Origin of the sequence: Streptomyces massasporeus (assembly GCF_014648995.1) — a bacterium.
In the GTDB taxonomy this organism is placed as follows: Bacteria; Actinomycetota; Actinomycetes; order Streptomycetales; family Streptomycetaceae; genus Streptomyces; species Streptomyces massasporeus.
Map to the genome: position 1 here is coordinate 26,182 of NZ_BMSE01000033.1, position 13,819 is coordinate 40,000.

A 13,819-nucleotide genomic window follows, 5' to 3' on the forward strand; every position below is an offset into this window, starting at 1 on the left:
TGGTGCGCGAGTCAGCGCGCGCGGGCGGGCAGCCACAGTCCGCTGACGTTGAGCACGTCAGCCTGACACGTCTCCAGCCACCACCCGTCGCCCAACGTCCCGGCGGCCAGAAGTGATTCGCACACCGTGCGGGTGCGGCGCACCGCCTGGGAGAGGCTCGGCGCGACGACGAATGCGATGCCGTCGAACCCGTCGGTGACGGGCTGCAGACTGACGTGTTCCACCCCCGGCACGGAGGCGGTCATGAAGCGGTGGGCAAGGGCGTCGGCGCCCTGAGCCGGTCCGCCGGTTCCTGCCGGACTGCGCAGACGAATGAGGATCGAGTGCATGCCATGAGGGTGACGCCTACTGGCGGCCCGTGTCTCGTTCCGGCAGGGCGGCTTCCTGCCACGGCAGCGAAATGCCAGAGAGGGCGGAGAAGACCACGACAGGAGAAGGTCAGAGCCAGCCGCGGCGGGCGGCCTCGTAGCCCGCTTCGAACCGACAGCGGGCGCCGAGGCGGGCGTAGAGACCGGCCAGCATGCGGCGGGTGGTCCGTACGGAGACGCCGAGCTGGCGCGACATCGCCTCGTCGGTGAGACCGGACCGGAGGAAGCGTACGAGCTGCAGGTCCTGCGGGTCGGCGCTCCGGTGGTGCGGAGCCTCCTCGTGCAAGGGCTCCGCACCAGCCCACACCGCCTCGAAGAGTGCGACGAGGGCGCTGACGATTCCGGGAGCCGTCAGGACGAGGCCCGCGCGCAGGCCCGGGCCGGGTTCGGCCGGGACGAGGGCGGTGTGGCCGTCCCAGACGACCAACCGGGTCGGCAGGGCGGGGGCCAGGCGGACCTCCGCCCCGGCCCGGGCCATCCAGTCGGTGTGGGCGCTGGTCGCCGCGTCGTTCATGGCGCTGGTGGTGAACGCCTTCCGGATCCGCACTCCGCGGGCCAGGCATCCCTCGGCTGCCTCCCGCTCGGCGGCCAGCACGTCCGCGCTCTGGGCACCCCCGGGCAGGAATGACAGAACCTCGAGCCGGGCCCCTGCGGTCAGCTCCTCCTGGCGGCGCCGGAGTTCGACCTCGTCCTCCAGCATTTCCGCCGAGCCGTGCGGCACGTGACTGGCCGTCCACCGCGAGGCCAGTCGAGCGGCCTCGTGTCGTGTGCGGGCGATCTGTGCGCGCTGTTCGGCCAGTTCGGCCTCCTGTCCGGCCAGCAGGGCCGACAGTCCGATGGCGGGGTTGATCGCGCGCAGCCGCTCTGGTTGACCCTCGGCAGGGCGCAGCAAGGATTTCCGGGCCAGGGTATCGAGGGCGTCCCGGACCTCGTCCGGGGCCACCGCGAGATGGGCGGCGATGTCCGCGACCGTCCACTCCGGCTGCGAGACCATGACCTCGTAGACCCGGCTCGCACGCGCGTCGAGCCCCAGTACCTCCAACATCACCACGTCCTCCCGACTCTCCGTTCTCCCGGTGCCCACAGCTTGCAGCGCACGGACCCGGAGCGGACTCCCGCGCCGGGGTCAGGAACATGCAACTCACCATGCTGAGCGCCGAAAAGCGGAAGAATCCGACGCAAACGGCCGGTGGGCCGCCCCTGATCAGGGGCGGCCCACCGGCCGTTTGCGTCGGTCCCGTCAGGCGTCTCCCCAGTCCACCGAGACCAGCGCGGTATGCAGCAGGTCGTCCTCCCAGTTGATCACCGGGGAGCGGTGCGCCGGGGCGAGCCGGCAAAAGCTCCCGGCGTACCGCCCGCGCAGCAGGAAGGGCGAGACCACCGCGGTGACCCGGCGCACCTCCAGGGCGTCTCCATGCACGACGGGCACGTCGATCGGGCGCGGTGCGACATAGCGCTGCGCGACCATCGGACACGCCCCCGACAGTGCCTCGTCAACGGCGAGCCGCCACCGGCGCTCGTCCGTCGCGCGCCCCAGGAGCACACCGCGTCCGCCCATCTCGAACGCCGGCTTCAGCAGGTACCCGGCCTGCCGGCGGAGGAGATGGGTGGGCAGGTGCGCAGGGCGGCCGTCCGGCAGGACCACCGTGCGGTCGGCGACCAGGACGGTGTACGGGACCCGCCGCCTGACCACCGCATGGCTGCCGTGACCGGCCGCCGCGGCCTCCCACAGCCAGGCCAGGATCCGCTTGCTCGCAAATCCGAGCGCCGTCCGGGGGACGAACGTCACGGTCCGGGCCGCGCCCTCGATCTCTTGCAGCCGCGCCGCCTGTGCGCCTAGCCGCTCGGCGACCCGCGGCACGTAGTACCGGACGGCGAGGTCGAAGGCGTCTCCGAAACGGTTGCGCAGTCGGCCGGCGACGACCTCCACCCCGTCACGCGGATCCTCGCGGGAGGCGGCCAGACCTTGTCGCCGGAGCATCCGGACCTCGTCGTCGAAGACGGCGTCGGGGTGGGGCTCGCCGGGCTGGGTGACCCCGAGGACGGCGACCCGGGGCGGTTCTCCCCCGTCGCCCGGTGCCCAGGCCCGCAGCGCCTCGGCCTTGCGGGCGTAGTAGTCCGGCGCGGTCAGCCGCAGGCCCTCCGACCTCAGCCGCCGGGCGGCCGGGCCCCCGATGTGAGCGCCCACCGCGGCGGCCATCGCCCCGGCACCGCCGAGCGCACTGTCCACGTTGACCTCACAGACCCGCCAGCCCTCCGCGCCGAGCACGACATCGGCCCGTATGGAATCGGCCCAGTGATCGATGTCGGGCGTGCCCGGGGCTGGCCGGCGGTGTTCAACGCCGGCCAGGGCGGCCAGCCGGCCCGGGTCGCCGTCGCAGCGTCGCAGTGCCTCGTCGCGGATGAGCCCCGTGAGTTCCCGGAGGTCTGCGAGGGACGACCGGAGTTCCGCTCGGTCCACGAGCAGCGGGCGGGCGGGCATCCAGCCCTCGCCGTCCGCGAAGGGATGGCCGCGCATCGCGTCCGCCAGAGCCTTCCCCTCCCCCTCGGCCCGCGCGAGGGCCCGCTGCCATGCTCGGGCGGCGTACCCCGCCCCGCTCACGTCCGCTCCGGTGCGGCCGGGGTCGTAGAGCGGGTGGCGAGACCGCGCACCCGACGCACACGCCGCAGCAGGGCCTCGCGGTCCGGTCCGCCGGTTCGCGGACCGGCCGGCTCGTCCGGCGCGGGCGGCGCGAGCCGCTCCGCCAGGCTCCTGACGGTCGGGTGCTCGAAGAGCAGGTGGGACGGCACAGCCCGGTCGAGCCGGCGCGCCAGCCGGTGGCACACGGTGAGGACAGCCATGGAGTCACCGCCCAGGGCGAAGAAGTCGTCGTCCCGGCCGATGGGGCGCCGGTCGAGGACCTCCTCCCACTCCTCGGCCACCTCCCGCTCCACCGGCGTCATCGGCTCCAGGGAACCGCGGTCCGCCTCACCCGTGCGGGCGGCGGCCGCGAGCACCTCGGCACGGTCGATCTTGCCGTTGGCCGTGAGCGGCAGGCGGTCGAGGACCGCGACGCGCGCGGGGACGAGGTAGCCGGGCAGCCGCTCCCGCAGCCAGGCGCGCAGGGCGGCCTCGGTCGGCCGTTCCGCCGCCGGCCCGGCCTCGACCACGGCGAGCAGCCGCAGGCCGCCGGCCGGGTCGGGGGCGGTCAGCGCCACCGCCTGCCTCAGCGCGGGATGCGCCATGAGGGCGTGCTCCACCTCTCCGATCTCCACCCGGAAACCGCGGATCTTCACCTGCCCGTCGCTGCGGCCGAGGTATTCGATCGCCCCGTCCGGCAGCAGCCGTCCCCGGTCGCCCGTACGGTACAGCCGGGCGCCCGAGCCGTCGGGGTGGGGGACGAAGCGCTCGGCCGTCAGCTCGGGGTCGTTCAGATAGCCGACGGCGAGCCCGGCGCCGCCGACCACGATCTCGCCGACGGCTCCGACCGGCAACGCCCTGAGCTGGTCGTCCATCACCTGCGCGGTGGATCCGCTGACGGACCGGCCCACCGGAACCGACCGGAGTGACGCCGGATCGCGGTCCAGCCGGTGGCAGCAAGAGAAGGTGGTGTTCTCCGTGGGGCCGTATCCGTTGACCAGCGCGCCCCGCGGCACATGCCGCTCGGCCTCGGCGAACAACCCGGGCGGCACCGCCTCACCGCCCACGAGCAGGTGCCGCATCCCCGCCAGGTGGCGAGGCGCAGTCTCGATCATCCGTGCGAACAGCGTGACGGTGAAGAAGCCGACCGTCACGCCTTGTGTGGAGATCGCCGCACAGAGCCGGCCCGGATCCGAGAGGTCCGCGGGCTCCGGGACGACGACGGCGCCGCCGTTCACCAGCGGTCCCCACAGCTCCAGCGTCGCCGCGTCGAAGGAGGAGTTGGCCACCAGCATGGTGCGGTCGCCCCGGTCCATCGGCAGTGTTGTGCTGCCGTGGACGAGCCGCACCACCGCCCGGTGGGGCACCCCCACCAGCTTGGGCGTGCCGCTCGTGCCCGAGGTCGGCATCACATAGAGCAGGTCGTCCGGCCCCGGACCGGTGTCCGCGTCGGCGCGCACGAGCTCGTGAGCCGTAAGGGAGGGCTCCGCGGGCACCTCGTCCACGAGGACAGTGCCGATGGCCGCCGGCAGCGTGAGCCCGTCGAGCAGCCCCGTCCGGCTGACGACGACCGTCGCTCCCGCCCGCTCCGCCAGATCGTGCAGGCGGGTGCGCGCATGTCCGGGGTCGAGCGGAAGGTAGGGGCGGCCCAGCCGGGCCGTGGCCACCAGCGCGGCGACCAGATCCGCCGACTTGTCCAGGACGACGACCACGGGACTGTGGTCCTCCCCGGTCCGCGGGGCACAAGCGGCGGCCAGCGTGTCCGCGCGTCGGGAGAGCTCGGCGTAGGTAACCGGCGGGCGGCCCGGCAGCACCACGGCCTCCGCGTCCGGCCGCTCGGAGACTCGCCGGTCGAAAAGGGCGAGAACCGTCGTGTTGTCCGTGGCCGTGCCGGGCACCGGGCGGGTCGCCTCGTCGAGCAGCCGCCGCTCGCGTGGCCCGACGGCCGGCAGCCGGCCGATCTCCGCGTCGGGTTCCGCCGCCACGGCGGCCAGCAGCTCGAGGAAGCCGTCCGTCAGGCGTTGCCGCTCGCCCTCCAGGAAGGTGCTGTCGTCGCATACCCAGCGCAGCCGTAGACCGTTCGTCTCGTCCACGAAGAGGGCGAGGTCGTAGACCGCGTTCATCGGTACGTCCGGCCACCGGGTCAGCACCACTTCCGCCGCGTACAGCGGCTCCCTGGCCCCGACCTCCTGGGCGACCACGATGCGGGCGGGTGCCGCGACGCTGCCGCCGCGGCCGAGGGACAGGGGCCTGACCATCTCCTCGAACGGCAGGGCCGCGTGGCGGAACGCCCGCGCCGCCCGCTCGGCGAGCTCACGGTGGTAGGCGCGGAACGACGCCTCCCGGGTGACCCGGTCCCTCACCGGTACGAGATTGACGAAGTAGCCCAGCGCATCGTGGGCTCGCAGGTCGTCCCGGACCGAACGCGCCACGCACACCGTGTTGTCGGGACCGAGGCCCCTCTGATGCAGGAACGCCTTGAACGCGGCCAGAACGGTGGTGAAGAAGGTGGTCCCCGCCTCGGCAGCGAACTCCCGCAGGGCCGTGACGATATGCGCCGGGACCTCGAGCACGGACTCCGTGGTACGGCGCGGGGTTGGCCCTGTCGGGCGCAGGAGCGGCTCCGGGAGGCCCATCTGATCGGCAAAGCCGTCCAGTTCGCGGGCCCAGAAGGCGCGGGCGGCGGAGCTTTCCGGACCGTCGAGCCAGGACCGCTGGGCGCGGGCGGCGGAGCCGGGCCCCGCGCTGGCGAGTGTGCCCCGGGCGTCCGGTTCCGCGTACGCGCGGGCCAGTTCGCCGTCCAGGAGTTCGGCGGACCAGCCGTCGAAGACTATGTGATCGGCCGCGAACAGGAGCACGGCGAAGTCGGGACCGCGCAGCAGCTCGGCGTCCCAGGCCTGGACGGTGACGTCGAGGCGGCGGCCACGTAGCTGCTCGAGGCGGTGGGTGACCTCGGCTGGCGAGGACACGTCCCGTACGGACCACGGCGCCTCGGCCGAGGCGCGGACGTGCTGTTCCAATACCCCGGACGCGTCGGTCCGCAGCACCGTGCGCAGCGCCTGGTGACGGTCCGTCACCTGCTGCAGGGCGGCGCGCAGCCGGTGCTCCTCGAGCGGCCCGTCCAGGCGGACGGCGTGCAGCACGGTGGTGTCCGCGCAGTCGGGGTGCAGCTCCCGCCACGCCCACAGACCTTGTTGTGACGGTGTCGCGGGGAAGACCTCCGTACTGCCCGCCGCCCGGCCGGTTCCGCCGTCCGCCGCCGGCGTGTCGGCCGGCCGCTCCGCGCAGCGCAGCGCGAGCTCGCGGACCGTACCGGCCGCCAGCACGTCGGCCGCCGTGGCGTCGAGACCCGCCTCGCGCATCCTCGCCGCAATCCGCATGGCGGCCAGCGACGAGCCGCCCGAACGGTGGAAGTCGTCCGTGACGCCGAGCCAGGCGGCGTCGAGCACCTCCTGCCAGATGCCGGCCAGCGACTCCTCGCGCGCGTTCTCCGGCGGCACCCGGTCGCCCATGCCGTCGGGCCGGGCGATGGCCTTACCGAGCAGTGCCCGGTGGTCCACCTTGCCGTTGGCGGTCAGCGGCAGGGCCTCCACGACGAGGATGCGCCGGGGCAGCATGAAGGCTGGCAGCCGGTGTGCGAGGGCCACGCGCAGCTCGGCTGGGTCCACCGCGGCCTCGCCCTCGACCTCGGGACACTCCACGGCGGCCCACAGGGAACGGCCCGCCGGGGAGTCCTGGGTGAACACCACGGCCCTGCGCACGCCCCGCTGCGCGACCAGCACCGATTCGATCTCGCCGGTCTCAATGCGGAACCCGCCGACCTTGACCTGGCTGTCCACGCGGCCGACGAACTCCAGCTCCCCGTCGGGGAGCACCCGGGCATAGTCCCCCGTCCGGTAGAGGCGCCGCCCGCTCGCCGGGTCGACGGCGAAGCGGCCCTCGGCGAGTTCCGGCCGACCGTGGTAGCCGCGGGCGAGGCCGGCGCCGGCCACGACGAGCTCACCGGTCTCACCGTCGGGGACCGGCCGCAGGTCACCGTCGACCACCATGACCTCGGTGGCGGGCAGTGCGCGGCCGATCGGGGTGCGCCGCCACGGTTCCTCGACCCGCTCGGCGTCGAAGAGGTGCAGGGTCGCGACGACGGTGGTTTCCGTCGGGCCGTAGCCGTTGACGATGCGCAGTCCGGGGACGGCACGGGCGAACCGTGCGAGCAGTTCCTGCGGCAGCGGTTCGACGCCCACGAGGACCCGGTCGAGCGCCGGGGCGCCGCCGCGGGCGGCGGCCTCGACCAGTCCGGGCAGCACCCCGGGCGGGATGTACGCGTTGGTCACGCCCCGCGTGCAGAGCTCGGCCCAAAGCCGGTCGGGGTCGGTGAGGAGATCCGTCGGCGGCAGGTACAGGGTGCCGCCAAGGGCGAGGGTCGCGAAGATCTCCCAGACGGACACGTCGAAGGAGAGGCCGCCGACGAGGGAGCCCACCGGCCTGCCCCGTGTGGGGGCGATCTCCTCGAAGCCGCGGAGCATGTTGAGAACGGAGCCGTGCTCAATCTGCACGCCCTTCGGTCGCCCGGTGGAGCCCGAGGTGAACATGACGTACGCGAGGTTCGACGGCGTCACGGACGGCTCGGCTCCCGGGATCGAAGGCCACGGCCTCCCGTCCTCCGGGTCCAGGGGCGCGATCTCGTCCAGGTGCAGGACTGGGATGCCTGTCGGCCCGTCGGCCGGGGGGACGGCGTCCGCGTCCGCGAGGAGCACGGCCCTCGGCGCGAGGTCCTCCAGCATGAGGTCCCGTCGGGCGGGCGGCAGTTCGGGGTCCATCACGCAGTAGGCGCCGCCGGCGTGCAGCACGCCGACGAGGGCGAGGACCGTCCGCGCGGACCGACCGCCGACGACGGCGACCGTGTCCTCGGCCCGCAGGCCGGCCTCGTGCAGGTGAGCGGCGACGGCCGCGGCCACCGCGCCGAGCCGGCCGTAGGTCCAGCTCCCGGTGGCGTCGTGGACGGCGATGCGGTCCGGTGCCAGGCGGGCTTCCGCCATTACGGCGGCGCCCAGGGTCTCGTATTGCAGGCTCATCGGAGGTCACCTTCGGTTGGGGGGGTGTGGGGGTGGGCGCCCGGTGCCGCAGCCGGTGCCGGTGCCGGTACCGCAGCCGGTGCCGGCCGGGCGAAGCGCTGGGAGAAGCGGCGGCGGGCCGTCGTCCCGGCGCCGACTGGCACCGGAGGCTCGGCCATCGCGTCCAGTCCGTCCCGGGCGAGCGCGCCCAGCAGGCCCATCACCCGGTCGGCGAACCGCTGCACCGTCTCGGGCAGGTAGTGCTCGGTGGGGTAGAGCACTTGGAGGATCAGTCCGTTCGGCCCCGGCAGGAACTCGACGCTGAGGCGGAACTTGACCCGCGACTGCGCGGGCAGCCGCAGCGGACGCATTTCCGGAGCGCCGTCGGGTCGGGACCGGGCCTGCGCGTCGAACATGGTCGCGATGACCGAGAAGAGCGGGTTCTCCGCCCCGCGCCCGCCGAGGCCGGAGACCCGGACGACCTCCTGGTACGGGAGTTCGCTGTGGTCGAGCGCGGTCAGGAAGGCCTCGCGCACCGCCGACAGCGACGCGCCGAGCGTGCCATCGCCGCCCTCCGGTCGCGGGCGCACCCGCAGCACGACCGGGTCCACGAACATGCCGACCACGGAGTCGAGACCGGGCAGGTTCCGGTTGGCCAGGTTGGTGCCGAGCACCACCTCGTCCCGGCCGCACCACTCGCCCAGGGCAAGGGTCAGCGCGGTGAGCGCCAGCGTGTAGAGCGTGCTGTCCACCCGCGCGGCGACGCGCCGCAGCTCGGCCAGCACGTCTGGGGAGAGCGTCGCCAGCGCCTCGCCCGCCGCCCCGCGGCTGCCGTCCGTCGCCACCGTGTCGTCCGGCGGGGCCACGGGTTCGATACCCCTTGTGGCCTCGGTCCAGTAGGCCACCTGCCGTCGGTGGGCGGCCGAGTCGCGGAACCTCCGCTCCGCCAGCACGAAGTCGTCGTACGAGGATGTGGGCTCCGGCAGCGCCGCGGGGCCGCCGGGCGTGAGCAGCTCCTCCAGGTCCCCGCGGATCAGCTCCACCGACCAGGCGTCGACCGCGATGTGGTGGCAAACCAGGAGCACCCGGCTCGTGCGTGGCTGCGGTCCCTCACCGGACCCGGCCACCAGGACCCGTACGGACGCGCTGGTCAGGTCGAAGGGCCGACCGATGAACTCCTGGGCGTGTGCTAGGAACTCCGCCTCGCACTCCGCCTCACCGCTGCCCGTGAGCTCGACCCGCTCGATGTCCACCGCTTCGGGTCCCGTCACCCTGCGGCGCGGCGTCCCGGTGGCGTCGACGTCGTACGCGGTGCGCAAGGCGGCGTGCCGTTCCAGCAGCGCGCGGACCGCCGCCACCACCCGCTGTGGTGCGACACCCGGCAGGCACCAGCCGAAGGGGACGTTGTAGTTGGCCTCCTGGGAGTCAAGCTGCCAGAGGTACCACAACCTCTGCTGCACGCTCGCGAGTTCGTCGGTGCTGGCCGCCGGCTCCGACGACCGCCCGTCGTCGTCTGGCGTTCCGGCGCCGGCGCAGACCGTCTCCAGCTCCCGTACGGACCGGGCCCGGATCAGGGCGGCGAGCGGGACCTCGATGCCGAGCGCCGCCTGGAGTCCGGCCGCGATCTGCATCATCTGCAGGGAGTCCGCGCCCAGCATGCGCAGGCTCTTGTCGGGGTCGTCCGGTGCCTGGCCGAGCACCTTCTCCACCGTCTCCAGGACCGTGCGCAGCACTTGGCTGGGCTCGTCCGCGCGGGCCGCGCCACCGGGCGTGACGGTGTCCCGGGCCACGCGTGCCAGTGCCGCGCGGACGCCCGCGCGCCGTGTCTCGGTGTCCGACACCGCGGCGACCGCCACAGGGGCGGACACGCGCAGGGCCTGACGCAGCAGCCGGCTGCCCTCGGCTCCGTCCAGGGCGCCGTCGGCGGGCCGCAGATCCGCGCTCCAGCCGTCCCAGCCGATGCTGGTCCACGGCACCCCGGTACGCGCCCGTTCCCTCACCGCCAGCGCGTCGAGGTACGCGTTCGCGCTCACGTACGGGCCGAAGCCGAGGCCGCCGAGAATGGTGGAGATCGAGGAGAAGAGCACGACGAAGTCACAGGCGCGTTCGCGGAGCACCTCGGCGAGCACGGTCGCACCGCGCACCTTGGCCTCCGCCACCCTGGACGAAGGGTCCTCAAGGGCCTCCTGCAGGAGCGGGAATTCCTCGGTGTCGGTGTGTCCCGCGAGGTGGAACACCCCGTCCACCCGCCCGAACTCGCGGTCCGCCTCGGCCAGTACAGCGCGCAGGGCCTGCTCGTCGGTCACGTCGAGCCGGACGGTCCGTACCGTGCAGCCCCGGCGCCGGGCCGCGTCCACCATCTCCTGCTGGGCCTTGCCGAGGCTCCGCCCCGGGTCACGCCCGGCAAGCAGCACGGTCGCCGGGGCCTCCCGGCTGATAGCGTCCGCCACCACGGCGCCCAGCCGGCCGGTGCCGCCGAGGACCAGGTAGGTGCCTCCCTCCCGGACGGCGACCCGCGCCCCCGCGACGGCGGCGCGGTGGTGCAGAGTAAACCGGGTGCCGTTCCGGTACGCCACGTCGCGCGGGTCCGGAGCGGCGAGGTCCGCGAGGACGGCGGTCGCGGCGGCCGCGGCGGTGTCCCGGGCGCCGACGTCCACCAGCTGGGTGCGCAGGCCGGGGATCTCGTGCGGAAGGCAGCGGACGAGGCCCAGCCCGGCGGCGGCTGCGGTCGAGGCTCCCTCGTCCGGCAGGACGGGGATGAGGCCACGGGTGACCAGGAGGTATGCGGCGGGCAGCGGGCGCCGGGCCAGCAGCTCGCGAGCCGGGTCCCAGAGTCCTTCGGCGAGCCAGGCGTCGACGTCCGTGCCGAGGCTCGGCTCCGGGTGCGGGGCCTGTCCCTTCTCTGCCCACCGCAGGTCCACCACGGCGTCGGCCGGCTCGGCGTCGCCCGCGTGCACGACCGTGCTCCCCGCGTCGGCGAGCAGCCGGGTCACGGCGTCGGCCAGCGGGCCGCCGCGGGTGAGCAGCACGACCCGGGGCGGCAGATCGCCGAGGCGGCCGGCGCGCGGCGACACGCGCCATTCGGGGACGTCCAGGGTGGCCGCGCGGCGGTCCGCCGGGGCGGCCCCGTCGACATCGGGCCGATGGTTCCAGTAGCGGCCACGCCGGTCAAAAACGTGCCCGGGAAGGGTGGCGAAGGCCTCGCCCGCCGTGCCGTTGACCGCGTCCCAGTCGACTGTCACTCCGTCCTGCCAGAGACCGGTCAGGGCGGTCGCCAGGCCGGTGAAGCCGCCAGCGCCATCGCTTCCGGACACGCTCACGGCCAGCGGTGACGCGGCGTCGGTGGCGTTCCGCAGCAGCAGTCCGGTCAGCGCGGTGCCCGGTCCCGCTTCGACGAAGCGGCGGTGGCCGGCTTCCAGGAGGGTGGCGAAGGCGCCTGCCAGCCGGATCGGTTCGCGCAGGTGCCGGACCCAGTGCTCTGGATCGACCGCCTCCTCAGGCGACAGCCACCGCCCGGTGAGGGAGGAGGCGACGGGAAGTCGGGGAGGGCGCGGCGCGGCGCGCCGTACGGCCTCGCGGAACGGCGCGATCACCGGGTCCATCAGGGGCGAGTGGAAGGCAATGCCGCCGGGCAGCCGACGGCAGCGGTGGCCGCCCGCGGTGAGCAGCTCCTCGGCCCGGGCCACGGCCGCGGGCGTGCCCGCGAGAACGACGCGGTCGGGGGCGTTCTCGCCCGCCAGCGACAGCTCGGGGCCGAGCAGGTCCTCGACGAGCCGGGCACCGCCCGCCACGATCGTCATCGCGCCCTCGGCGGTGGCCCGCATCAGCCTGTCCCGCTCGTTCAGCAGCCGCATGAGCCCGTCCCGGTCGAAGACGCCGGCCTGGTACGCGGCGGCGAACTCGCCGAGGCTGCTGCCTGTCACGGCGGCCGTCCGGACGCCCGCGGCGGTGAGCAGGCGGGCATGGGCGATCTCCACCGCGACCAGGGCGGGCTGGTACGGATTGCCCGCCGTCGGGGCCCCAGTCGGGGACGCGGGCGGACCGGTGAGGCCGGACAGCAGCTCGGGTCCGGTGTGGCCGAGCACGGCGGCGCAGGCGTCGATCTCCTCCCGGAACTCGGCGAAACGCTCGTAAATCTCGCGGACCTCGGTGTCGTTCCGTCCGGCCTGGCCGGGGAAGGTCAGCACCACAGGGCCGTCGGCGATGTCCGCCGCGCCGTTGCCCGGTCGGGCCGGTGCCTCGCGCAGCGCGGCCGCCGCCTCCGCGGCAGTGCGGGCGACCACCGCGGTGCGGGCGGCGTGGACAGTGCGCCCGGCGGCGAGCGTGTGGGCGACCGCGCCGAGCGCCGGCGGCGCGGCGCTCTCCAGCAGCTCGGTCAGCGCCTCCGTACGGCGGGCCAGGGCCCGGCGGTCGTGCGCGCTCAGCGGCAGGACCACGGGGGCGGTGGAGTGCGGGGTGGCCGAGGCCGCCGCCTCGGGCGGGTAGCGCTCCACGATCGCGTGGGCGTTGGTGCCACCGACGCCGAAAGAGCTGACGGCGGCCCGGCGGTACGGCTCGGGCCACGGTTCGGCCTCGCGGGGGATCCGGAACGGCGAGGTGTCCAGGTGCAGGTCCGGGTTCGGCTCGCGGAATCCGGTGAGCGGCGGGAGCACACCGTCACGGACCGCGCACACCGCCTTGATCAGTCCCGCCACGCCAGCGGCCCGGTCCAGGTGTCCGAAGTTCGACTTCAGCGATCCGAGGGCGGCGAAGCCGGTCCGGTCGGTGAAGAGTTCGTACGCGCGACGGGCTGCCTCGATCTCGATCGGGTCGCCCAGCCGGGTACCAGTGCCGTGGGCCTCGTAGTAGCCGATGCTGTCGGCTTCGCCATCCGCCAACGCGAGCGCCGTGGCGATGACCTCGCTCTGGCCGCGCACCGTGGGCGCCATGAAACTGCTCTTGGCCCGGCCGTCGTTGTTAGTGGCAGTGGCGCGGATCACGGCGTGCACCGGCCGTCCCTGGGCGAGCGCGTCCTCCAGACGCTGGAGCACGACCACACCGGCGCCGTTCGCCGGCACCGTGCCGTTGCTGCGTGCGTCGAAGGGCAGGCACCTGCCGTCCGGGGAGGCGATCATCCCCTCCTGGTAGACGTAGCCGCCGTGCTGGTCGGGGTCGAGGGAGACGCCGCCGGCGAGTGCGACGTCGGTGAGTCCCGACCGGAGGTTCTGGGCCGCCAGATGTACTGCGACCAGGGAGGAGGAGCAACCGGTCTGGACGTTGACCGCCTCACCGTGCAAGTCGAGGAGGTAGGCGACGCGTGTCGCGAGGAAGTCCGGGCTGTTCGCGATCATCCGCTGGTAGCGCTCGTTCTCCGAGCCCGGGCCGGACAGCGCGGGCCGGTAGCGGCTGGGTGCGGACGCCGCATAGACGGAGACGACCTCCCCTCCGCCGGGCACGACGGCTGCCGACTCCAGCGCCTGCCAGGCCAGTTCCAGAAAGACACGGTGCTGCGGATCCAAGAGTTCGGCCTCAGCCGGTGATACGCCGAAGAACTCGGCGTCAAAGGCGTCAGCATCCTCCAGCAGGCCGGACGCTGCGACCTGCCCGCCCTCCTGGGAGTTCGTGTCCCACCGGGACACGCAGTCGTCGCCGGCCACGCAGTGGGCCCAGAACTCGTCGATGTCCGCCGACCGGGGAAAACGCCCCGCCATGCCGATCACGGCTATGGGGGCGAGACCCTCGTGTGCTGCGTTCATGGTGTGGTTCGCTCCTCGCCAAAGGCCCGGCGGCGAGGGCACCGC

Annotated in this window: 5 protein-coding genes; all 5 read right to left on the minus strand. The window is 74.0% G+C overall.

All coding sequences use genetic code 11. The features are described from left to right. Nucleotides 1-11: 11 nt before the first annotated feature. The 5 genes from IE153_RS39555 to IE153_RS39575 all read right to left on the minus strand — a co-directional run bounded on the left by IE153_RS39555 (nt 12) and on the right by IE153_RS39575 (nt 13,774). Nucleotides 12-329 (minus strand): hypothetical protein, encoded by a 318-nt coding sequence (locus IE153_RS39555; protein ID WP_189594513.1) that lies wholly within the window; start codon nt 327-329, stop codon nt 12-14. Between the two features lie 109 nt (nt 330-438). Continuing rightward, nucleotides 439-1,413, minus strand: a complete 975-nt coding sequence (locus IE153_RS39560; RefSeq protein WP_189594514.1) for a helix-turn-helix domain-containing protein — start codon at nt 1,411-1,413, stop codon at nt 439-441. A gap of 195 nt (nt 1,414-1,608) precedes the next feature. After that, nucleotides 1,609-2,970, minus strand: a complete 1,362-nt coding sequence (locus tag IE153_RS39565; protein WP_189594515.1) for a hypothetical protein — start codon at nt 2,968-2,970, stop codon at nt 1,609-1,611. Then, the gene (locus IE153_RS39570) at nt 2,967-8,060 is read right to left on the minus strand and encodes a non-ribosomal peptide synthetase (RefSeq protein WP_189594516.1); all 5,094 of its coding nucleotides are present in this window, start codon (nt 8,058-8,060) and stop codon (nt 2,967-2,969) included. The genes IE153_RS39565 and IE153_RS39570 overlap by 4 nt, the downstream gene beginning before the upstream one ends. Further along, nucleotides 8,057-13,774 carry a type I polyketide synthase gene (locus tag IE153_RS39575; protein WP_189594517.1) on the minus strand — a complete coding sequence of 1,906 codons (5,718 nt, stop codon included), beginning with the start codon at nt 13,772-13,774 and terminating at the stop codon, nt 8,057-8,059. The genes IE153_RS39570 and IE153_RS39575 overlap by 4 nt, the downstream gene beginning before the upstream one ends. Nucleotides 13,775-13,819 lie beyond the last annotated feature (45 nt).

Coding starts and splice junctions, on each gene's coding strand:
- IE153_RS39570 (WP_189594516.1), bottom strand. CDS start 8,060: ATGAGCCTGCAATACGAGACCCTGGGCGCCGCCGTAATGGCGGAAGCC.
- IE153_RS39575 (WP_189594517.1), bottom strand. CDS start 13,774: ATGAACGCAGCACACGAGGGTCTCGCCCCCATAGCCGTGATCGGCATG.
- IE153_RS39560 (WP_189594514.1), bottom strand. CDS start 1,413: ATGTTGGAGGTACTGGGGCTCGACGCGCGTGCGAGCCGGGTCTACGAG.
- IE153_RS39555 (WP_189594513.1), bottom strand. CDS start 329: ATGCACTCGATCCTCATTCGTCTGCGCAGTCCGGCAGGAACCGGCGGA.